Raw genomic sequence first — 22,142 nt, 5'->3', positions numbered from 1 at the left:
TCACTTACCCTCTTAATCTCTTTTATAAAAGATGCGCCCGGCGGGAATCGAACCCGCATCACAGGAGTCGGAGTCCTGCGTTCTATCCATTAAACTACGGCCGCATGCATTATAAATTTATACCACATTACGCATGTTCGGTCAAGTCAGACGAATGTAACACATCTAGTATTTTCGCAAGTTTGCACGCCTCAATCTGGCCCGGTGCGCTTGACACTCCGGGATTTCCGAATGTCATGCAGGAGCCCGTCAGTTCACCTGACACACGGGATACTTTTCCAAGTGTTCCCATTGACATGGTCACAACCGGAATCTTTGGATAATTCTGCACAAAACGATTGGTTTCCAACATCAGTGCAAGGACATCCTCCTGCGTCTGTGGCATCACCGCGAGTTTTACGATATCCGCCCCGCTCTCCTGCATTCTTTGCAACAGCATTTGCATAATTTCCGGCTGCGGTGTTTCATTAAAATCATGATGCGAGGCAAGTACACGCACGCCCATGTCCTGCAGCATTTTGATTTCCTTATTTGGATTTTTCATCTGAAAGAATTCCACATCGACAAAATCAACCACATGTGATTCTGCCGCGATCTGGTGCAAATCCGAAATCTGCTCCTCTGTCAGACTTCCCATCCCGCCCTGTTCTTTCGAACGAAAGGTAAATATAAACGGTGTCTTTTCAATCAATGGCGCCATAGCCTTCAGAAGTTGCCGGATTGCATTCCAGTCATCTGATTTTTCATATGCATCCACACGCCATTCAATCACCTGCGCCTGCATCTGTACCAGTCTTTGTGTTTCTCTAAGTACATCAGGTTCCGTCCGTCCCGTCACCGGCAGACAAATCAAAGGTTTCCCCTCACCAAATGTCGTCTCTTTTATCTCAAAATAATGCATATCCTATCCTCCAATTACTCCTCTTATAGTACCCAATCTCCCGACAAAAAGCAACTTATGCGCATCGAAAATAATTGACATTTGCGTGGGATTCAGTTATGATACTTTGATGTAAGTGTTTCACACTTTAATTTTGGAAAGCAGAAAAGAGGAAGTAAAATGAGTTTTTTGTTTAAGAATCAGTTACCAACCCCGGCAGAAATCAAGCGTGATTATCCGTTAGGTGAGAAACTGACTGCACAAAAAGCAGCCAGAGATCGCGCGATTGCCGATGTCATTACCGGAAAAGATGATCGATTTTTGGTTATCATCGGACCATGTTCCGCTGACAATGAAGAATCTGTCTGTGATTATATCCGTCGACTTGCTCCAATCCAGGATGAAGTAAAGGACAAAGTCATTATCATTCCTCGTATCTATACAAACAAGCCGCGTACAACCGGTGAAGGATATAAAGGAATTGCTTCTCAGCCGGATCCGGAAAAAGCGCCGGATATGGTAGAAGGATTGATTGCGATGCGCAACCTGCACATTCGTGCAATTTCTGAGACCGGACTGACTGCAGCTGATGAAATGCTCTATCCTGAGAACTGGGGATATGTCGAAGATTTGCTGTCCTATGTTGCAATCGGTGCCCGTTCTGTCGAAGATCAGCAACATCGTCTGACTGTCAGTGGATTTGATGTAGCAAGCGGTATGAAAAATCCAACCAGCGGTGATTTTTCGGTTATGTTGAATTCGGTCTATGCAGCGCAACATCCACATCAGTTTGTCTATCGCGGATATGAAGTGGAAACAACCGGAAATCCGCTGACCCATGTGGTTTTGCGAGGAGCGGTTTCCAAGCATGGCAATACCACGACAAATTATCATTATGAAGATCTGATCCGTCTGCATGATATGTATGCACAAATGGATCTGGTAAATCCGGCTGCCGTAATTGATACCAATCATTCCAATTCCGGCAAACAGTATAAAGAACAGATCCGTATTGCCAAAGAAGTCATGCACAATCGTAAAGTATCCAATGATATTCACAACCTGGTAAAGGGACTGATGATTGAAAGCTACATCGAAGAAGGCGCACAAAAAATCGGTGAAGGAATTTACGGAAAATCCATCACCGATCCATGTCTTGGCTGGGAAGATTCCAAGCGCCTGATTTATGATATTGCAGAACAGGCATAAGACATAATTGCAGCAACGGTTTTGCTGTCCTGAATGATTCCGTCAAAGATCATTTTTTGTACCTGTTTTAAATCCAGAATTTCAAGGTCGATGGACTCCGCCTCGTCGAGGTGTTGTTCACCGGCCTTTAAATTTTTTGCCACATAAATATCAATATGTTCATCACAAAAAGCACCGGCCGAATTAATGGATACCAGAAAAGAAATATCATCGGAATGATACCCGGTCTCCTCCTCAAGTTCCCGCTGTGCCGTAAGCCTGGTATCCTCATCCACAGAGTCCCGACATCCGGCAGGTATTTCCAGCGTTTCCCGTTCCAGCGCATTGCGATACTGACGCACCAGTATCACCCTTCCATCCTCAAGCACAGGAAGCACACAGGCTGCGCCCATACGATGGGAAACAAAATCCCATTCTTCTGTATTGCCGTTCGCCAATTCCATTTTATCTTTGTAAATATCAAGAATGGTTCCCTGATATACCAATTCTCTGCTTAGTCGTTTCTGATGAAAAACCATATTCCATTCCTCCATAATGACAAAGGACCGACAGAACAAGTCTGTCGGTCCAAGTTTTTTACTTTGCATAGTCAATTACTCGTGATTCACGGATTACATTTACCTTAATCTGACCAGGATATTCTAATTCAGATTCAATCTGTTTTGAAATATCACGCGCCATAAGTACCATCTCCGCATCACTAATTTGCTCGGGAACTACCATTACACGAATTTCTCTACCTGCCTGAATAGCAAAAGATTTTTCGACTCCCTTATAACCATTTGTAATTTCTTCAAGTTGCTGTAACCGGTTCGAATAAGTCTCAATTGTCTCGCGTCTTGCACCCGGTCTGGCAGCACTGATTGTATCAGCCGCCTGTACCAAAAAGGCAATTGTAGTCTCCGGTTCAACATCGCCATGATGTGATTCTACTGCATTAATCACAAGGCGTGATTCCTTGTATTTCTTACATAATTCAACACCAAGCTGAATATGTGATCCTTCCATTTCATGATCTACGGCCTTACCAATATCATGTAAAAGTCCGGCACGCTTTGCAAGACGAACATCTTCACCAATCTCAGCAGCCAACAATCCACAGATCTGAGCCACTTCAATTGAATGCTTCAATGCGTTCTGTCCGTAACTGGTACGGAACTTCATCTTACCAAGTAATTTGATCAATTCCGGATGAATTCCATGGACTCCAACTTCGAGTGTAGCAGCTTCACCTGCTTCTCGAATCATATTCTCCACTTCCTTCTGGGCCTTCTCAACCATTTCCTCAATCCGAGCAGGATGGATACGACCATCCACAATCAGCTTCTCAAGGGCAATGCGGGCCACCTCGCGGCGAATTGGATCAAAGCTGGATAAAATAACCGCCTCCGGTGTGTCATCAATAATCAGATCAACACCGGTCATGGTCTCGAGGGTACGGATATTACGTCCTTCACGACCAATAATGCGTCCTTTCATTTCATCATTTGGAAGCTGAACAACCGAAATGGTTGTCTCGGAAACATGATCGGCAGCACATTTCTGGATTGCGGTAACCACATAATCCTTCGCGCGCTTATCGGCTTCTTCCTTTGCTCTCGCTTCCGCTTCTTTAATCATTTTTGCAGTATCAAGTTTTACATCTTCTTCAATGGTTTTTAAGAGAAATTCTTTTGCTTGTTCAGAGGTTAATCCGGAAATTCTTTCCAGTTCCTGAATGCGCTGTTCATTCAGCTTTGCGACCTGTGCCTTTTGTTTGTTGAGATTGTCTTCCTTTTGGGCAAGCGAAGCTTCTTTTTTCTCAATTGCTTCAAGTTTCTTGTCCACAGACTCTTCCTTTTGAACAACTCGGCGTTCGTTGCGCTGCATCTCGTTTCTGCGTTCCTTAATCTCTTTGTCAAGGTCATTCTTTGCTCGAATGTTCTCTTCTTTGGCTTCGAGTAAGGCTTCACGCTTCTTCGTCTCTGCAGTTTTTACAGCCTCATCAATAATCTCTCTTGCTTTTTCTTCTGCATTACCAATCTTGGATTTTGCGGAATTTTTCAAGACAGAACTGGTGATCAGCCATACAACAACCGCGGTCACAACAACAGCAATCGCAATCAATATAATTGCATGTGTTATGTCCATCTCAGGAGCACCTCCTTATTTAGTTTTCATTGTACATATTACAAAAGAAATTTTCTAAAATCGCTGTCAATAAATACAACAATTTAATATTATCCTTTTTCACTTCTTCTGTCAAGAAATCCGTGTCAGATTACAGTTACCATTCCTGCTTCATAGCAGCGGAAATTTCGGATGAAGAAAATCCTTTTCGCATCAGAAATGCATAGTTTTTTTGTTTTTCCTTGATATCTGCATGCTCCGGATCATACCCCCGCTTTTTTAATAATTTGACAATCATAGCTCGCTCATCCGAGGTATATATTTCATCCATGCATTCTTCAATCGTCTGCCTGTCAACGCCTTTTTGCAACAACTTTTGCGTCAGAATCCGGCGGCTGTATTTCGACTGATAAAATAAGATATAATTCTGCGCATATCTTTGATCATCCAGATAATGATATCCGGTCACATATTCGATTGCAGCATCAATACAACGCTGCGGATAGCCGTTTTTGCGCAATTTTTCACGCAAGTCTGCCTCTGTGCGGTCCATCTTTTCAAGCAGATGCATGGCTCGTCGGGTTGCGCGCCGGGATAAGACTTCCCTGATAATCTGCTCATAGACAGGCCCCGGCAAAACAGATTGTTCACGGATGGAATATGCTGACAATTCTTTGCCATAGAGAATAAGAGGTTCCCCTCCTTCAAGGGAAACCTCATATTTACCTTTCGCAAGTTTTTTAATTTCTGTTACAAAAAAATCCTGCTCCATACATGTTTACTCTTCCGGTGAAATATCCTGAGTCTCATCTAATGCTTCGTTTTCGCCTTCTGCGTTAAAATAGTGATCGCGCACCTTCTGCTCAATCATATTGCAGAATTCCGGGTTCTCGCGCAAATAAGTTTTGGCATTTTCACGGCCCTGACCAATCTTGTCGCCTTCATATGCATACCATGCACCGGATTTGTTGATAATGCCGACATTTGCAGCCAAATCCAGAATGTCTCCTTCTTTGGAAATTCCCTGACCGAACATGATATCAAATTCTGCTTCACGGAATGGTGGAGCGACCTTATTTTTCACGATCTTTACGCGTGTATGGTTACCAATCACCTCTCCAGCCTGCTTTAATGCCTCTACTCTTCTGACATCCAGGCGAACGGAAGAATAGAATTTCAATGCACGACCACCTGTTGTCGTCTCCGGATTACCAAACATGATTCCGACTTTTTCACGCAACTGGTTGATGAAGATAACAATACAGTTTGATTTGCTGATGACACCGGTCAACTTACGAAGTGCCTGGCTCATCAGTCGTGCCTGAAGACCCACATGGGAATCACCCATATCTCCATCGATTTCAGCCTTCGGAACAAGTGCTGCAACAGAGTCTACAATGACAATATCAACTGCTCCAGAGCGCACCATGGTCTCTGTAATTTCGAGTGCCTGTTCTCCGCAGTCCGGCTGTGAAATATAAAGATTGTCAATGTCAACACCAATATTCTTTGCATAAACCGGATCAAGTGCATGTTCCGCGTCAATAAATCCGGCGATACCACCCCTCTTTTGTACTTCGGCTACACAATGTAATGCAACTGTGGTCTTACCGGATGATTCAGGTCCGTAAATCTCAATGATACGCCCCTTTGGCAGTCCTCCAAGGCCCAATGCAATATCCAGACTCAAAGAGCCGGTAGGAATGGTCTCCACGTTCATATGTGAGGCATTATCGCCAAGCTTCATTACGGAGCCTTTTCCATATTGTTTCTCAATCTGCGCAATCGCAGCATCCAATGCTTTTAATTTATCTTCTTTTGCCATTTTATTATCCTTTCATCGATTCAATCATATTTTATCCTGACGGATTTTCGAACAAACTTTCTGAACATCCGTTCGGTTCTGTAATTATACTAATATACTTTCCAGTGGATGTCAACCGATTTTTCTCCAAACGACTTTTTTATTATAATTATTTTTCAAAAGCATTGTCAACCGGCGCCAGTCCAAAAAAAAGACAAAGTCCTGTGACCTTGTCTTTTTCATATTCATGATGCTGTCTTAATTTCTGCTGAATTCTTCCAGTTCCAGCCCTTCATTTCGATCCAGTACCATGCCGATACTCCACTCATTGATAAAGATTAAGAGTGGACGATCTTTCATATCTTTTACTTTCTTCATATCACTGGTTCCGACCAGACGGTCCATATCAACCGTCTCCGGATTCTTGATCCATCGAATGTATTCATAAGGCAGATTCTCGAGTCGAATTTCAACATTATATTCGCTCTGTAAACGGAATTTCAATACGTCAAACTGAAGCACGCCGACCACGCCAACAATAATCTCTTCCATTCCGCCCTTGTATTCCTGGAAAATCTGAATTGCACCTTCTTGCGCAATCTGTGTAATTCCCTTGACGAATTGCTTTCGCTTCATGGAATCAACCAGGGAACATCTTGCAAAATGTTCCGGGGCGAAAGTCGGAATTCCCTCGAAACAGAATTTTTCTTTTGCCGTTGTAAGTGTATCACCGATAGAAAAAATACCCGGATCAAACAAACCGATAATATCTCCGGCACAGGCACGGTCCACCATTTTGCGTTCATCCGCCATCATCTGTTGTGGCTGAGCAAGCTTGATATTCTTGCCTCCCTGCACATGATAGGCTTCCATTCCGGCCTCAAATTCACCGGAAACAATACGCATAAAGGCAATGCGGTCACGATGGTTTTTGTTCATATTGGCCTGAATCTTAAATACGAAAGCCGAAAAGTCTTCCGAGAAAGGATTGATTTCGCCTTTGTCCGAAGTTCTCGAAAGCGGTGCATAGGTCATTTGCAGGAAATGACGCAGGAAAGTTTCCACGCCAAAGTTGGTCAGTGCACTTCCGAAAAATACAGGGGACAATTCTCCCTTTGTAACCAGTTCCTGATCAAATTCCGCTCCGGCACCTTCGAGCAATTCAATTTCGTCCAGCAGCTGCGCACGCTTCTCTTCCCCGATTTCATCCAAAAGGGCAGGATCGTCAATGGAAATCAATGTTTCCTGTCCCTCCTGTGTACCTTTTCTGGTATCCGAGAAAGTCATGACCTGCTTTGATTTCAAATCATAAACGCCCTTGAATTCTTTTCCGGAACCGATTGGCCAGTTGATCGGGCAGGTTGCAATGCCAAGCTCATTTTCGATATCATCCAATAATTCAAATGTATCATTGGCATCACGATCCATTTTATTGATAAATGTGAAAATCGGTATATGACGCATCACACAGACTTTAAACAGCTTACGGGTCTGTGCCTCGACACCTTTGGAAGCATCAATAACCATCACGGCTGAGTCCGCAGCCATCAGGGTACGATAAGTATCCTCCGAGAAGTCCTGATGTCCCGGGGTATCGAGAATATTGATACAATATCCGTCATAATTAAACTGTAATACCGAAGAGGTAACGGAAATACCTCTTTGCTTTTCAATTTCCATCCAGTCGGAAACGGCATGTTTGGCAGTCGCCTTTCCCTTTACCGATCCGGCCTGATTAATTGCGCCTCCATAGAGAAGGAATTTTTCGGTCAATGTCGTCTTGCCGGCATCCGGATGTGAAATAATCGCAAATGTACGGCGTTTTTCAATTTCTTGTTTCAAATTGCTCATATGATATCCTTACATACGCTCCGGTGCATCAAATCCCAACAGATCAATGCAGGTTTCAAGTATGTCCTTTGTTAATTGTAATTCTTTGATAAATGACAGCTGGCGTGCACCATCCTCTTCCGAAAGGATTTTGGTCTCATGATAAAATCCGTTGAATGCTTCTGCCAGTTCATAAATATATGCGCAGATTTTGTGCGGTGCTTTTTCTTCATAGGCACCGGTAATCGCTCCGGCAAATCCTGCCAGTGCAAGATTCAGCTTCTTCTCGCTTGCATTTGCTGCAGGAAGGATTGCACCAGCTGCATCCGGATTCTTTCCGGTTGCAATATATTTTGCAAGGATGGATTTGATTCGGACGATGGTATAAAGAATATAAGGTCCCGTATTTCCTTCAAATGAAGTGAAGCGGTCAATATCAAAGACATAATCCTTGACAGCCTGGTTCGACAAATCTCCGTATTTGATTGCAGCAAGTGCAATCTTCTTTGCCGTCTGACGCGCTTCTTCCTCGGAAATATCCAGTTCTTCCTTGGCTTTTCTGTTTTCGGAAATTTTTTCATACATCTTGTCATTGACATCTTTTACCAGATTTTCCAGACGCATAACGCCACCTTCTCTGGTCTTGAACGGTTTTCCGTCTTTGCCGTTCATCGTACCGAATCCGATAAAGGTCAATTCCGTATTTGGGGAAACAATTCCTGCCTTTTTTGCGGTTCTGAAACACTGTACGAAATGAAGTTCCTGACGCTTGTCAGCCAGATATACCATCGCATCCGGATGGTAATCCTTCTCTCTCCAGACCATGGTTGCAAGGTCTGTGGTCGCATATAAGGAAGATCCGTCACTCTTTAAAATGATACAAGGCGGAATCTCTTTTGCATCGCTTTCTTCTCTGACATCAACCACCAAAGCACCCTCACTGACATGTGCAAAGCCCTTGTCTTTTAACATCTGTACCATATCCGGGATATATTCTGCGGCATCTTTTTCACCTTTCCAAAGTTCAAAAGACACATTCAGATTTGCATAATTCTTCATTAAATCCGGGATGGAAATATCCAGGATATGCTGCAAAAGCGCACGATATCCACGGCGTCCCTGCTGTAATTCATTGGTTGCGGCAAGTGCAGCTTCCTTAAAGGCATCATCCTCTTTGGATTTGCCGCTTGCAGTTGGATAAATTTCCTCTAGTTCAGAAAGAGTAAATGGTGCTTCCTTCGGATATTCACCCTCAAAAGACGAATCAAAATAGCACAGATCCGGTTTGCGCACCTGTAATTCTGTAATGATCAATCCCATCTGAAGTCCCCAATCGCCCAGATGTACATCGCCGATTGCGGTATCTCCCATATATTTTGCAATACGCTTTACCGACTCACCGATAATCGCAGAGCGAAGATGTCCGACATGAAGCGGTTTTGCCACATTCGGTCCGCCGTAGTCCACAATGATGGTCTTCGGATTCTTTGCGGTTTCCAATCCGAATTTCGGTTCCTCTTTCATGCGATTCATATATTGTGCGGTATATTCCGGAGCCAAAATCATATTTAAAAAGCCCGGCTTAACCGATTCCACAGAAGAAAACATCGGATTAGAGGCAAGTGCTTCCGCAATCTTGTCTGAAATCATAAATGGTGCACATTTATATTCTTTTGCTGCAGCCATCGCCCCGTTACATTGATATTCACACAAATCCGGACGATTGGATACCGTAACTTTACCATATTTCTCATCATATCCGTTTTCCACAAAGGCAGAAGTCACAACTGCCGTGATTTCATCGATTAATTTCTTCATGTTCTCTCCTTTGTAATTTCATAATGCCATACCATATGCATTGTACAACTTTTAGAGTTTATCAGATTTATCTCTAAAATGCAATGTTTAGACACGGAATCAAAAAGAACCGACCTGATGGTCGGTTCTTTTTTGTATTCATCGTATTAAAATCTTTTGCAAAATGCTATCTTCTTGAATTCTTTAAGAAATCAGGAATATTAATGTCCATCGGCTTAACTGTCGGTTCCGGTTTTGCCGGTTTTTGAATACCGGACAGGCCCGCACCAATGGAAGAAACATTTGCGGTCGTATTCACTGTGTTTGTGGTATTCACAGTGCTCATCGGACGTGCACTTGGACGATTTACAGTTGATGTATTCATGTTCAAGCCGGTCTGTGGCTGATTGTAATGCATGGTCGGTGTCGGAATCGTACGGCTTGTAGCTGTCGCACCGGTATTGCCTGTGGTCTCAAGACCGGTTGCAATAACAGTGATGGTAGCTTCATCCTGCATAGATTCATCATATTTTGCACCAAAGATAATATTTGCATTATCGCCGGCAAGTTCCTGTACATAGCTTGCAGCATCATTTGCATCCATAAGAGAAATGTCTCCGGAAATATTGATGATGACATGTGTCGCGCCATTAATGGTAGTCTCAAGCAACGGAGATGCAACAGCCAGCTTCACAGCCTCGATTGCCTTCTCATCACCCTTCGCACTACCGATTCCGATATGAGCCATACCCTTATCTTTCATAACGGTCTGTACATCTGCGAAGTCAAGGTTAATCAATGCAGGGAGATTAATCAGGTCGGTAATACCCTGAACAGCCTGCTGTAATACCTCATCAGCCTTCTTCAATGCTTCCGGCATGGTTGTACGGCGATCAACAATTTCAAGCAATTTATCATTAGGAATCACGATCAATGTATCTACATTGGACTGAAGTCTCTCAATTCCGGAGATTGCATTGATCATTCTTTGCTTAGCTTCAAATTTGAAAGGTTTTGTAACTACACCGACAGTGAGAATACCCATTTCTTTTGCGATTCTGGCAACAACCGGAGCAGCACCGGTTCCGGTTCCTCCACCCATACCACAGGTGACAAATACCATATCAGCGCCTTTAATAGCTGCAGATAATTCTTCTGCACTCTCCTCAGCTGCTTTCTCACCGATCTCAGGCTGCGCACCGGCTCCGAGACCCTTGGTAAGCTTCTCTCCAATCTGAATCAATGTCGGAGCTTTGCAAAGCTTTAATGCCTGCTGGTCCGTATTTACCCCTACAAATTCAACTCCCCCGATATTTTCTTCGATCATGCGATCGACTGCATTATTTCCTGCACCACCTACGCCGATCACAATAATCTTTGCGCCGGATTCTGCTTCTGTCGTTCTTATCTCAAGCAAAGGTCTTTCCTCCTCTATTTCCAATCATATAGATTATAATATAATTTTTCCCGCAAATAATCAACAAAAAATTTACTCATCTCTGTCAAAAACAATATTTGGGGAATCTTCTGTCCAGTTTTCCAAATGCAACATTCCGCTTTCACCTTTTAACTTTGGTAAAATCTGTGCCAAATGTTCTACTTTTTGTGTAATTTGCTCCACTGTTCCAAGCGGAACCCATATATTTTGATAGATCAGAATCGGAGAATTCTCTCTTCCGTATACAATGGAGTCCGGAACCAGTTTCTCTCTTTTTAAAGTCTGCGTCAATGTCAACAGGTCATCCAGCAGTGATTGTTCGATGGAAAGTTTCTCGTACAGCTGAATGGAATCACATTGCAGTCCCTTGATCATCGGGACTCCTTCGATGACTCTCTGCGAGATTTCCGCTACAAAGCCATCTTTATCAAAATAGACATTTGCATCTTCATTCTCGTCATAAAAATATCCCATTACACCTTTTTCATATACTGTGATATGTAATTTGCTCGGGCTGTCCAGTTTGATTTCAACCGTATCCACAAAAGGAATGGGATCCATCGATGTAAATTTATATTTCAAATATACATAGATACTGTTCCATGAATATTTGTCATTGAGCACAGCGTTCTCAATCACCGAATTCTCGTAGAGTGCATTGCCCTCCACTTCTACCGTCTTGATGCGAAAACAGGTCCATCCTATTGCAAATCCGCCACCAAGAACAATGATCAATATCAAAAATATGATTCCGGCGGCTTTGCGCCGTCGCTTTTTCATTCGTTCTTTTTTTCGTTCCTCTTTGATCATATAGATACCTTTTCTATTTCTGTCAGCGAATATTGTCCAGTCGAATCTGTCGGGACACGCCCAGCACGACTCCCATCTCCGCCATCAATATCGATACGGAAGTACCTCCGTAACTGATGAATGGAAGTGTAATACCGGTATTCGGAATGGAATTGGTAACAACAGCAATATTCAATATTACCTGAATTGCCAAATGCGCCATGATTCCAACCACCAGCAAAGAGCCATACAGATCGGCCGCATTATTTGCAATCACCATCATGCGCCATAAAATCAAAGCATAGAGCAATATGGTACAGATTGCACCAAACAGGCCCAATTCTTCGCAGATAATCGTAAAAATAAAATCATTTTGCGATTCCGGCACATTGCCGAGCTTTTGCATACTCTGTCCCAGGCCTTTGCCGAATAATCCGCCTGAGCCGATGGCATACAGTCCCTGCAGGGTCTGATATACATCATCCCCGCTTGCATTCTCCGGATGCAGCCAGGTCTGAATACGCGCCATTCGATATCCTGCAATGGAGACAAAGATTGCTCCTACCATGATTGCAGAAATGACCAAAACGCCAAACGGCTTGTATTTTGGGCTTGCGACAAAAATCATACAGGCGCAGATGCCAAATAAAATGATTGCGGTCGAAAGGTTCATATATGCAACCACTCCCACCAGCGGAAACATTACAATAATTACTTTAAAAATATTTCGCACCGAATACATTGCATGCGGCGCATGCTCAATGAACATGGCCAGGAAAAAAATCGATGCAACTTTGGCAACCTCCGATGGCTGAAAGCTGATTGGTCCCAGATACAGCCAGCGGGCCGAACCGTGTGAAGCTCTTCCGAGTCCCGGAATATATACCGCAAGGCACAAAAGCATTGCCAGCACATACAAAGCAGTACCCCATCTTTTCCAAATGCGGTAATCCACAAATGTAAGAAAGGCCATTGCAACCAGTCCAAACAAAAGATTTCGTATCTGAAGTTTTAAATAATGTCCACTATCGCCAAATTTGTTTGCTGACAGATATGAACTGGAACTATATAGCATAACCAGTCCGAAAAATATCAAAAAAATCAATATAAACAGTAGCGAATAGTCGAAGTAAAATCTTCTTTTACTTTCCATAGTCTCTTACAATTTCTTTAAAAATGCTTCCTCTTTGTTCATAATTGTCAAACATGCCCCAGCTTGCACATGCAGGGGATAGTAAAACAGCTTCTCCACTCTTTGCATGGTCGTGACAATAATCAACCGCTTCCTTGAACTCCTTGAGAATGACAACATCATAAAAGCCATGACGGTTTGCGCATTCCTTAATCTTTTCTGCGGTCTGCCCGATCAGAACAAGGCCTTTTACCTTGCCGCCGAAGCTCTCTATCCATTCATCGAATTCCGATCCTTTGTCATATCCACCGCCAATCAGCCAGGTCGGACGATTCATCGCCGAAATTCCCTTGATTGCCGCATCCGGATTCGTACCCTTGGAATCATTATAATATACAACACCGTCGACTTCTTTGACAAATTCGATTCGATGCTCCACGGCAGTAAAATTCTTGAGGGTATCCACAATATTTTCCATCGGAACGCCCATGGAAACTGCCATTGCACAGGCAGCCATCACATTCTCAAAATTGTGGATTCCGAGAATATTCAGGTCATTGACCGAAATCACTTCCGTTGTTGTACCGGCGGTTGCATAATATATTTTTTCATTTTTGTAATAAAAGCCTTCTTCAAGAACATGCATGCTGCTAAAGAAAACGACGCGTGCATTGCATTTTCCGGCAAATTCACGAAGCACTTCATCTTCATAATTGAGCACACAGACTTCCTCTTTCGTCTGGTTTAAAGTAACATCTTCCTTTGCCTTGATATAATTTTCCATTGTATGATGTCTGTTCAAATGATCCGGTGTGATATTTAAAATTGCGGATACACTTGGGTGAAATTCATGAATGGTTTCAAGCTGGAAGGAAGAAACCTCCGCCACGAAAACCGTCTCATCCGTCGACTTTTCCACACGCTGGGTATACGGAATTCCAATATTTCCTACCACACGGACATCAGAAAAATATGATGACATAATTTCACCCGTCAATGCGGTTGTCGTCGTTTTTCCGTTCGTTCCGGTGATTGCAATGACACGTCCTTTGCCAAAGCGATATGCCAACTCAATTTCACCCCAGATTTCTATATGATTGCGTTTCATTTCTTCCACAATCGGCAAATCTGTCGGCACACCCGGCGACAAAACGGCAATGTCAATCTGTTCGAGAATCTCATCTTCGATTTCCCCTACATAAATCGGTATATTTTGAAACCGTGGATATGCTTCAATAAAACGTGCTTTGTCAAATGCACTGTTGCCTTCAAAAAAGCAAATGTCTTTCTCTTCATTCATCAACAGACCGGCTGCTGCGATTCCGCTTTTTCCGGTTCCGAATACCAAATACTTTTCGCTCATTTTGTTCCTCTCTTCCCTTTTATTTTTATTGATTACAATTCTGTTTATTCCGGATTATCAGGATCATCCTGTTCGTCCTGTTCATCCTGACTAGCCTGACCATTTTGCTGGTTTTCCTGTCCCGGAGTCTCCTCAGGAATCTGATTGTCCTGAATGGATCCGTCTCCGTTTTCGTCCTGCAGCTGTGCATCGTCATGGCCGACAGCACCGGTGATATCCTTGCCTTCATTGACTCCGGTCTTTTCTTCATCCGGATAAATATTCATATAAGGATATACTTCTTTTAAAATTTCACGTGTCAGATTCAGCGCATAACTACTGTGTGCCTGATCCTCGACATTTGGTGTATCAATGACACAATAAATCACAAATTGCGGATTCTCATAAGGTGCAAAGCCCATAAAAGAAACCAGATAATTTTTCTCGGCACGAGGATATTTCTGTGCGGTACCGGTTTTACCGCCCAAAGAGTAGCCATCCACCTTTGCCGAAGTCGCAGTACCCGAAGTAACCGTATGATAAAGATATTCACGAATCAGTGCACTTGTCGACGATGATACGGTCTGTTTTAAAGCAATCGGGGAATATGTCGAAACTGTATTTCCCTTTGCATCCACTATTTTTTTCAGCATATGTGGCTGGTAATAGGTCCCTCCGTTAATCAGTGAAGAAAATGCCGAAATCATCTGCACCATTGTACAGTTGTAATTCTGTCCGAATGAGTTTGTTGCCAGATCGACCGGTTTGATTTTATCCAGTGTATAGATCAGGCTGGCCGTATACGCTTCACCCGGCAAATCAATTCCTGTTTTCTGACCAAATCCGAAAATAGACTGATATTCGAGGAATTTCTCAGCACCAATCTGATAAGACATCTGCATCAGCGAGTCGTTGCAGGAATCCATCAGCGCTCCTTCCACCGTTTCCGTTCCATGACCACTTCGGTCGAAACAGTGAATTTTGTCCGGTCCGAATACCTCATATCCGTCACAATAAAATGTATCACTTTGCTTTACAGTTCCTGTTTCAAGTCCACAAGCAACCGTAAAAGGCTTTTGCACCGATCCCGGCTCATAGGTCTCAGTCACACAATAATTCTTCCAGATTTCATTTAATGCCGCATAAGTTTCTTCCTGTGACATTTTCTTGATCTGCTTCTTCGTATAATATGCACTCAGGTCTCGCGGCTTTGACAAATCAAATGTCGGATAGCTCGCCATCGCAATAATCTCTCCGGTATTCGGATTTTGCATCACAACCGCGATATTCTTCGCGCCCGGCCCCTTGGTCTTATTGTTGGTATATGCCTCATTGAATTCCGCAATCTTCTTTTCTACGATTGCCTGAATATTTTCATCAATGGAAATCACGATGCTGTCACCGTCCTCAGGTGCGATGACCGTTTTTTCATAGTCGCTGTTGCTGTTTAAGTAGCCGTATTCGCGTCCGTTGATTCCATTTAATACATCATCATAATAATGCTCGAGTCCTGTGGTTCCGACATCTCCTGCGGAGGTAAATCCAATGACATCGGCAGCCAGCGTCTTATAAGGATATGAACGCTTGTATTCCGTTTCAAACCACACGCCATTGATATCCGGATTTTTCTTTTTCCCTTTATCATCAACCTCTTCCTGAAGTTTGACAAATTTTTGCACTTCATCATAGCTTAATCCTTTTGCCAGAATAATATAGGCGCGTTTCTGTTCTTCCGCGATATATTTTCGAATTTCTTCTTCTTTTAATTTTTTGGGAAAACAGCTTAACAATGCCGTTACGGTCGGTTCAATATATTTTTCATCCGAAGTCAGCACTTTGCAGTCGAGAATAATATTATAGACAGCTACGCTTGTGGCAAGTACCGTACCGTTGGTATCAAGAATATCTCCTCTTTGATAAGGAATAATCTTGCTGTCATAATCCTGTTTTGACAAAACCAGTTTTTTGTATTCCTCACCATTATGATATTCGATATACATAATGCGTCCAATAAGTGCACAAAGGCAAGCCAGCAATATTCCGAAAAATACTACCAGCTTGCTCTTCATATACAAAGGAAATTTTTTACTTTTTCTTTTCTTCCTCTTCTTTTGCTGTTGTGCCATGTGATGCTCCTACTTTACAGGAATATCCCCATATTGATCCATATAATTGTTTTTGTCTACATGATAATAAACAATCTGATCTTCACTTGCATATTTCATTCCCAGTTCGTCCATTGCGATTTCTTTAATCTTGTTCAAATCAACAGATGTATTCAAATACTTTTCCATTTCATCGTTCTTTGTGCGCAAGGTTGTCACTTCACTTTCAAGTGTGGCAATATTCTTTAAATTCAATGTTGCATTTGACTGCGCCTTAACAAGAAATACACAAGAGGCAGCACACAGTATAACACATACAGTCAAAAATGCAACAAAGCCAAAGTTCATTGCAAGTTCGCGCTCTCTGTTCCTTCTGACTGCATTTCTTCTGTTTTTCTGCTTACGCTCTCTTTCAATTACGTGAGGATCTCTGCGCGGCACACGCTGCGGTGCGGCTGCTCTTATTGTATTTCCTTCTACATAATAATTTCTTGTTTCCATAGGCTCTTCCTACTTTCTTTCAAACACTCTCAATTTTGCACTTTTACTCCGTGAATTTGCAGCGAGTTCTTCCTCACTCGGCAAAATCGGTTTGCGGCTGATTACAGTGCCTTTCGATTTGTTTCCGCATACACACACCGGAAAGTTTGGTGGGCAGGTGCACGGATTTTCATTCTTTTTAAAAGAAGATTTTACTATTCTGTCTTCTAAGGAATGGAAGGTGATAATACATAATCTACCTCCCAGATTCAGCAATTCTATCATCTCGTCCAAATGTTCCTGCAATACAGTCAATTCCTGATTTAATTCAATACGAATTGCCTGATAGGTTCGCTTGGAAGGATGTCCGCCCGTCTTCTTCACCTTGGCCGGAATCGCCCGGTCGATAATCGCATTCAGCTGGCCTGTTGTCTTAATCGGTTGTTCCTGTCTTGCCAGACAAATATGCTTTGCAATATTCTGTGCGAAACGGTCTTCTCCGTAATCACGGATAATACGGAACAATTCTTTTTCGGAATATGTATTCACAATTGTCTCTGCGGTCATCTCCTGACGCTTGTCCATTCTCATATCCAACGGTGCAGATTCCACACGATATGTGAAGCCGCGATCCGGTGTATCCAGCTGAAAAGAAGAAACACCGAGATCCAGCAAAATACCATCCACTTTTTGAATTCCAAGCTGATCAAGCACATGAACCATGTCCGAATAATTGCTTCTTACAATGGTCACCCTATCCTGAAATTCTTCAAGGCGCTTGGATGCAGCCGCAATCGCATCAGCATCCTGATCGATTCCAATCAGACGTCCCCCGGAAGTCAGACGTGAGGCAATCTGATAAGAATGTCCGCCACCGCCTAAGGTTCCGTCAACATAAATTCCATCCGGCTTGATATTCAAATTTTCTATGCATTCGTCCAACAGGACTGAGTAATGTTTAAAATCCATATCTTTGCTTCCAATTCTTAGATGCCAATTCCAAGTTCTGCCATATGTTCTGCAATTTCATCCATATCTTCATAATCGCCACTCTCGTTCCAGCGTTCCTTACTCCAGATTTCCACACGGCTTAAAACGCCAACGGATACGATATCTTTTTCGATTGCGGCATATTCTCTCAGATTTGCCGGAAGTAAAATTCTTCCCTGCTTATCCACTTCGCAGTTTGCTGCACCTGCGAAGAAAAATCTCATAAATTTTCTTGCATCTTTTGAGGTCAGTGGTTTCTCTCGAAAGGATTCTTCAATGCGGTTCCATTCTTCCTGGGAATAAACAAACAGGCATCCATCCAGTCCCTTTGTTACCACAAATTCGTTGCCGAGCTGCTCACGAAATTTGGATGGTACGATCATTCGACCTTTTGCATCTATTGAGTGATTGTATTCGCCCATGAACATGTCGGCTTTCCTCCTTTCCTTTATCCACTAAGTTTTCAACTTATCCACCACTTTGCTCCACTTTGATGGAATTTTGTACCACTTTCCACCACTTTTCTATATAATACACCACAAATCTTGAAAAATCAAGGTTTTTCGTGACTTTTATCCTAGCCATTGCAACAAAAAAAGCACTTGCTGATCGCAAGTGCTTTTTGTCATTTTTTATTCAATTTGCATTCAATTCAAGACCCTTTTTTCTCTCTAACGGAAGAATCCCATTTCATGATCGAGTACTTTTGCAACATCATTCAGACTGTTTGCCTTATCCGAAAGCATCTGCATGGTATCGGACAATTCCTGCATGGAAGCTCTTGTTTCTTCTGAACTTGCTGCATTCTCCTGTGAAATTGCGGAGAGGCTGGTAATAATCTCTCCAATCACACCGCTTGCCTTTTCCGACCGTTCTACATTTTCAACGATCTGATCGGTCAGTGCAAGTGATTGCTGGATATCCGAAATCAATGCATCAACCTGCTCAATCGTACGATGAATGGTACTTCTCTGTTTACTGATAGTCTCCTGTACGGTACCGGCCTCTTCCATCGTCTTATTGGAATCGGATGCCAATCCCTTCATGGCTTCCTGAATATTTCTTGCCGCATCCGCAGACTGATCAGCCAGCTGTCTGATTTCATCCGCAACAACGGCAAATCCCTTGCCTGCTTCTCCCGCACGCGCAGCCTCTATGCTGGCATTTAACGACAACAGATTGGTCTGCGCTGCAATCGCATCGATAATGGTAACCGCTTCGCTGATGGTGCTGACCGCAGTATTGGTATTGCCAATCAATTCCACAATGCCATCAATTGCCTTGATACTCTCTCTTGTCGACATGCGCAATTCTGTCAATTTATCCTGGCTCGCACCGGAATTCAGTTTCATGGAATCCGCCAGTTCCTGCATGGATTTTGTATTTTCGATAATCAGGGTAACCGCCTGATTAATCTCAGCGACACTCTCGACAGCTTCCTGCAATGACTCTGCCTGGCTTGAAGCACCGGTCGCCACATTCGAAACCGCAATGGTCACATTGTCGGCAGTCTCTGTAATGGTTTGAACCGTATCATACAGATATCCTGCCGAATCATCCATTTCTCCGGATGACAACCTTGCATTTCCAATGACAGAGCGCACCTTGTCAGCCATCTGATCCAGTGCCCGTGCCATATCACCGAGCTCATCCCGTCTGTTTCTTACACGATCGCTCAAGTGGATATTCAAATCGCCGGTTGCCATCTGTTGAACAGCACTGACGCTTTCCTGAATTGCTTTGATAATCTGCAATACATATAAAAGAGTCAGAACTGTCAGGACAATGATGATTATGGCGGCAATTGTAATCATAAGCTTAATACGGTCATTGATATAGGTTGAAATATTAATTTTTTTCATTCCAACAAAGGCCATACCATACACTTCACCGCTTTGATCATCCAGTAACGGTTCATATGCCACATAATATTTTTCGCCATTTATCACCACATTCTGCGCCTGATAGCTCTGTTTGTTTTTAATTACAGCATCGATAACAGCATCGGAAGCCTTCGTTCCGACAACACCGGAGATACTGGATCGTTCTCTTGTATCTCCCACAAAATAAGTATAATCATATCCGGTCTTCTGATTCATATCCATTTCAAGATCAGATGCATCCCCGCTGTCCCTTGTATATTGAAGCACCATTGCATAGGATTTGCAGGCTGCCAGCACACCGGTCGCAACCTCCTCTTCCATTCCTCTCCTCAGGTTAATCACTCCTACAAGCGTAGCAGCAAACCCCACAAAAATCATTGCCAGCATTACCAATCCACTCAGCAGCACCTTCAGAGATGCCTGTTTTCTCGTGTTTTCCATAAAACACCCTCCATGTACTATACCCTCATGCTACCAATACCATATAAAAATACCCATTGGTAATTATAATATGTTCTTGCAATTCTGACAATTACGATTTTTTCTTTTTATTTTCGCACTATATCTTGTTGTTTATCCTGTGAAAGCACACAAAAAAAGCAGCAATCGAATCATTCGAATTGCTGCTTTCAAGCACTATGAAACTGATTTTTGCCGAGCCAGGCGGATACGCATCGTGATAATCCACACAAGGGAAACCACAAACAATACCATGCCTAGCGCCGCCGAAACGCGGATTTGTGTATTCCATAAAAGCAATGAATCGGTGCGAAGCTGTTCGATCCAAAAACGACCGAATCCATATCCGCCCAGATACCAGAGGAATACTTCTCCTTCAAATTTGCGTTTGTTGAAGAAAATCAACATGCAAATCAAAACCAACAGATTCCATACAGATTCATACAAAAAGGTCGGATGAACCTGAATATATCTGACTCCGTCAACTACCACCTGATGTTCTAACAGTTGATCCGTCAAATCCCCGGAACGGACTGCCGACAACGGTAATTGCATTGCAAAAAGGTTGTCCGTGTATCCACCGAATGCTTCTCTGTTAAAAAAATTGCCCCAGCGGCCGATGATTTGTCCCAGAACCAGTCCCAGTCCTGCCGTATCGCACAATCTGCCATACGGAATCTTCTTTACCTTTGAAAAGACAAATGTTGTAATAATTGCCGCAATGACACCGCCGTAAATCGCCAGGCCACCTTCTCTGACATTGATGATGGAAGCCGGATGCTTACTGTAATATTCCCATTCAAAGAGAACATAGTAAATGCGGGCTCCAATCAAAGAACACACTATCGCAATCAAAGCCAAATCCACATAGGTCTCCGGATTCTGATCCGTCTGTTTTGCTTTCCAGCAGGCAATTCCCAGTCCTGCAAGCATCCCCAGTGCAATAACGATTCCGTAATATGCAATGGAAAAATCACCGATTTTTATTGCTTTTCCCACATGCGACAAGAAAATATGCAAATGCGGGAAATTGATATTCATATCCACAATATTATTCCTCTACTATTTGCCACAGCAGAATTTGTATTTCTTTCCGCTTCCGCATGGACATGGATCGTTTCTTCCGACCTTTTTGCCGACTATAACCGTACCGGACTTCTTCTGTTCCAGATACAATGCTTTCTTTGTCTCTGCATCGAAGATTTCATCCCACATCGGGAGCTCATACAGCCAGTCTGCCTTTGCATCAACCATGTTCTTGTAGAGCTTTTCTTTATCAAATGCAAGCGATACCTTTGTATCTTCCTCCATCTCTTCAATTGGATTCGGAGTCACAAGGGAATCATTGATTCCATCCAAAAATCCTGCCATCTCCAGAGTAGACAAACCATACTTCTCTGCCAATTCCTTCACGGTTCCTTCAACCTTTTCATCCGGATTGGTCAACAATTTCTCATATACGCTCTTTTCAAGCAAGAAATAGTTCTGCCAGAATCTCTGTAACTCCCCTTTATTTGTTTTCTCATTGTAAGCAATTTTCTGCCATTCCTGTAATAAAGCCATTCTACAACTGCCTTTCTTTCTTCATAATCTACGTGACTTTTGCCACTCGAAAATTATACCATTTTCACGCCTCCTACGCAACCGTTCTATCTCCCTTCTCGTTACCATTCACAACATGTATTGCCTAGCATCCTCAGTCCATAAACCCAGTACCCCTTCACTTTGCAAGAATATTTTGGTTTTCATATATGCAAACGCTCGCATCCTGATTTACATGTGTCTTTTGCATGCCTGTACAATTTTGAAAAAAGTTTTATGGTTGGCGGACACCAAAAACTTTCGTATATGTACTTCTCATCTAAAGGATACCCGGGTGAATTGGAGTGCGCTAT

General features: G+C 42.9%; 19 protein-coding genes and 1 tRNA gene. 1 reads left to right on the top strand and 19 read right to left on the bottom strand.

All coding sequences use genetic code 11. The features are described 5' to 3' along the window. Positions 1-32 precede the first annotated feature (32 nt). A tRNA-Arg gene (locus CSX02_RS06060) sits at positions 33-104 on the bottom strand. Between the two features lie 23 nt (positions 105-127). After that, on the bottom strand, positions 128-901 hold the full coding sequence (gene aroD / locus CSX02_RS06055; protein ID WP_099386007.1) for a type I 3-dehydroquinate dehydratase: 774 nt from the start codon (positions 899-901) through the stop codon (positions 128-130). 159 nt (positions 902-1,060) lie between these two features. Here aroD and CSX02_RS06050 point away from each other — a divergent pair, with 159 nt between their 5' ends. Continuing rightward, positions 1,061-2,089, top strand: a complete 1,029-nt coding sequence (locus tag CSX02_RS06050; protein ID WP_031545832.1) for a 3-deoxy-7-phosphoheptulonate synthase — start codon at positions 1,061-1,063, stop codon at positions 2,087-2,089. Here the strand turns inward: CSX02_RS06050 and CSX02_RS06045 are convergent. The 17 genes from CSX02_RS06045 to CSX02_RS05965 form a co-directional block, all read right to left on the bottom strand. Then, positions 2,065-2,607: an NUDIX domain-containing protein gene (locus tag CSX02_RS06045; protein WP_099386006.1), complete on the bottom strand. Its 543-nt coding sequence runs from the start codon at positions 2,605-2,607 to the stop codon at positions 2,065-2,067. The genes CSX02_RS06050 and CSX02_RS06045 overlap by 25 nt on opposite strands. A 58-nt stretch (positions 2,608-2,665) precedes the next feature. Further along, entirely contained in the window at positions 2,666-4,219 is a 1,554-nt protein-coding gene (gene rny, locus CSX02_RS06040; RefSeq protein ID WP_031545837.1) for a ribonuclease Y, read from the bottom strand. Between the two features lie 136 nt (positions 4,220-4,355). Then, positions 4,356-4,970: a regulatory protein RecX gene (locus tag CSX02_RS06035; protein ID WP_099386005.1), complete on the bottom strand. Its 615-nt coding sequence runs from the start codon at positions 4,968-4,970 to the stop codon at positions 4,356-4,358. Between the two features lie 6 nt (positions 4,971-4,976). Further along, positions 4,977-6,023, bottom strand: a complete 1,047-nt coding sequence (gene recA, locus CSX02_RS06030; RefSeq protein WP_031545843.1) for a recombinase RecA — start codon at positions 6,021-6,023, stop codon at positions 4,977-4,979. Positions 6,024-6,260: 237 nt separating this feature from the next. After that, complete coding sequence (locus CSX02_RS06025; RefSeq protein ID WP_031543316.1) at positions 6,261-7,853, bottom strand: peptide chain release factor 3; 1,593 nt, start codon at positions 7,851-7,853, stop codon at positions 6,261-6,263. Between the two features lie 9 nt (positions 7,854-7,862). Beyond that, complete coding sequence (gene argS / locus CSX02_RS06020) at positions 7,863-9,650, bottom strand: arginine--tRNA ligase (RefSeq protein WP_099386004.1); 1,788 nt, start codon at positions 9,648-9,650, stop codon at positions 7,863-7,865. A gap of 166 nt (positions 9,651-9,816) precedes the next feature. Beyond that, positions 9,817-11,046, bottom strand: a complete 1,230-nt coding sequence (gene ftsZ / locus CSX02_RS06015) for a cell division protein FtsZ (protein ID WP_099386003.1) — start codon at positions 11,044-11,046, stop codon at positions 9,817-9,819. A gap of 72 nt (positions 11,047-11,118) precedes the next feature. Further along, positions 11,119-11,847, bottom strand: coding sequence for a cell division protein FtsQ/DivIB (locus CSX02_RS06010; RefSeq protein ID WP_242970427.1), 729 nt, complete (start codon positions 11,845-11,847; stop codon positions 11,119-11,121). A 52-nt stretch (positions 11,848-11,899) separates the two neighbouring features. Then, positions 11,900-13,009: an FtsW/RodA/SpoVE family cell cycle protein gene (locus CSX02_RS06005; protein ID WP_031543328.1), complete on the bottom strand. Its 1,110-nt coding sequence runs from the start codon at positions 13,007-13,009 to the stop codon at positions 11,900-11,902. Further along, the gene (murD, locus tag CSX02_RS06000; protein ID WP_031543330.1) at positions 12,999-14,351 is read right to left on the bottom strand and encodes a UDP-N-acetylmuramoyl-L-alanine--D-glutamate ligase; all 1,353 of its coding nucleotides are present in this window, start codon (positions 14,349-14,351) and stop codon (positions 12,999-13,001) included. Before murD ends, CSX02_RS06005 begins: the two co-directional genes overlap by 11 nt. Before the next feature lie 44 nt (positions 14,352-14,395). Then, the gene (locus CSX02_RS05995) at positions 14,396-16,399 is read right to left on the bottom strand and encodes a peptidoglycan D,D-transpeptidase FtsI family protein (RefSeq protein ID WP_099386034.1); all 2,004 of its coding nucleotides are present in this window, start codon (positions 16,397-16,399) and stop codon (positions 14,396-14,398) included. Between the two features lie 66 nt (positions 16,400-16,465). Further along, positions 16,466-16,936 (bottom strand): FtsB/FtsL family cell division protein, encoded by a 471-nt coding sequence (locus tag CSX02_RS05990; RefSeq protein ID WP_099386001.1) that lies wholly within the window; start codon positions 16,934-16,936, stop codon positions 16,466-16,468. A gap of 9 nt (positions 16,937-16,945) precedes the next feature. Then, positions 16,946-17,884, bottom strand: a complete 939-nt coding sequence (gene rsmH / locus CSX02_RS05985; protein ID WP_099386000.1) for a 16S rRNA (cytosine(1402)-N(4))-methyltransferase RsmH — start codon at positions 17,882-17,884, stop codon at positions 16,946-16,948. 17 nt (positions 17,885-17,901) lie between these two features. Next, on the bottom strand, positions 17,902-18,333 hold the full coding sequence (mraZ, locus tag CSX02_RS05980) for a division/cell wall cluster transcriptional repressor MraZ (protein ID WP_031543339.1): 432 nt from the start codon (positions 18,331-18,333) through the stop codon (positions 17,902-17,904). 243 nt (positions 18,334-18,576) lie between these two features. After that, positions 18,577-20,229, bottom strand: coding sequence for a methyl-accepting chemotaxis protein (locus CSX02_RS05975; RefSeq protein WP_099385999.1), 1,653 nt, complete (start codon positions 20,227-20,229; stop codon positions 18,577-18,579). Positions 20,230-20,424: 195 nt separating this feature from the next. Then, positions 20,425-21,288 carry a prolipoprotein diacylglyceryl transferase gene (gene lgt / locus CSX02_RS05970; RefSeq protein WP_330676157.1) on the bottom strand — a complete coding sequence of 288 codons (864 nt, stop codon included), beginning with the start codon at positions 21,286-21,288 and terminating at the stop codon, positions 20,425-20,427. 21 nt (positions 21,289-21,309) lie between these two features. Further along, complete coding sequence (locus CSX02_RS05965; RefSeq protein ID WP_099385997.1) at positions 21,310-21,810, bottom strand: SEC-C metal-binding domain-containing protein; 501 nt, start codon at positions 21,808-21,810, stop codon at positions 21,310-21,312. Between the last annotated feature and the right edge of the window lie 332 nt (positions 21,811-22,142).

The sequence above is a fragment of the Agathobacter ruminis genome, assembly GCF_002735305.1.
Lineage (GTDB): Bacteria > Bacillota > Clostridia > Lachnospirales > Lachnospiraceae > Roseburia > Roseburia ruminis.
The sequence above is the reverse complement of the archived record's forward strand: the minus strand, read 5'-3'. Positions and strand labels throughout refer to the sequence as shown.

What these genes read in the sequence shown, in the direction of transcription:
- aroD (WP_099386007.1), bottom strand. Translation starts at nt 901, where the DNA reads ATGCATTATTTTGAGATAAAAGAGACGACATTTGGTGAGGGGAAACCT.
- CSX02_RS06050 (WP_031545832.1), top strand. Translation starts at nt 1,061, where the DNA reads ATGAGTTTTTTGTTTAAGAATCAGTTACCAACCCCGGCAGAAATCAAG.
- CSX02_RS06045 (WP_099386006.1), bottom strand. Translation starts at nt 2,607, where the DNA reads ATGGTTTTTCATCAGAAACGACTAAGCAGAGAATTGGTATATCAGGGA.
- rny (WP_031545837.1), bottom strand. Translation starts at nt 4,219, where the DNA reads ATGGACATAACACATGCAATTATATTGATTGCGATTGCTGTTGTTGTG.
- CSX02_RS06035 (WP_099386005.1), bottom strand. Translation starts at nt 4,970, where the DNA reads ATGGAGCAGGATTTTTTTGTAACAGAAATTAAAAAACTTGCGAAAGGT.
- recA (WP_031545843.1), bottom strand. Translation starts at nt 6,023, where the DNA reads ATGGCAAAAGAAGATAAATTAAAAGCATTGGATGCTGCGATTGCGCAG.
- CSX02_RS06025 (WP_031543316.1), bottom strand. Translation starts at nt 7,853, where the DNA reads ATGAGCAATTTGAAACAAGAAATTGAAAAACGCCGTACATTTGCGATT.
- argS (WP_099386004.1), bottom strand. Translation starts at nt 9,650, where the DNA reads ATGAAGAAATTAATCGATGAAATCACGGCAGTTGTGACTTCTGCCTTT.
- CSX02_RS06010 (WP_242970427.1), bottom strand. Translation starts at nt 11,847, where the DNA reads ATGAAAAAGCGACGGCGCAAAGCCGCCGGAATCATATTTTTGATATTG.
- CSX02_RS06005 (WP_031543328.1), bottom strand. Translation starts at nt 13,009, where the DNA reads ATGGAAAGTAAAAGAAGATTTTACTTCGACTATTCGCTACTGTTTATA.
- murD (WP_031543330.1), bottom strand. Translation starts at nt 14,351, where the DNA reads ATGAGCGAAAAGTATTTGGTATTCGGAACCGGAAAAAGCGGAATCGCA.
- CSX02_RS05995 (WP_099386034.1), bottom strand. Translation starts at nt 16,399, where the DNA reads ATGAAGAGCAAGCTGGTAGTATTTTTCGGAATATTGCTGGCTTGCCTT.
- CSX02_RS05990 (WP_099386001.1), bottom strand. Translation starts at nt 16,936, where the DNA reads ATGGAAACAAGAAATTATTATGTAGAAGGAAATACAATAAGAGCAGCC.
- rsmH (WP_099386000.1), bottom strand. Translation starts at nt 17,884, where the DNA reads ATGGATTTTAAACATTACTCAGTCCTGTTGGACGAATGCATAGAAAAT.
- mraZ (WP_031543339.1), bottom strand. Translation starts at nt 18,333, where the DNA reads ATGTTCATGGGCGAATACAATCACTCAATAGATGCAAAAGGTCGAATG.
- CSX02_RS05975 (WP_099385999.1), bottom strand. Translation starts at nt 20,229, where the DNA reads ATGGAAAACACGAGAAAACAGGCATCTCTGAAGGTGCTGCTGAGTGGA.
- lgt (WP_330676157.1), bottom strand. Translation starts at nt 21,288, where the DNA reads ATGAATATCAATTTCCCGCATTTGCATATTTTCTTGTCGCATGTGGGA.
- CSX02_RS05965 (WP_099385997.1), bottom strand. Translation starts at nt 21,810, where the DNA reads ATGGCTTTATTACAGGAATGGCAGAAAATTGCTTACAATGAGAAAACA.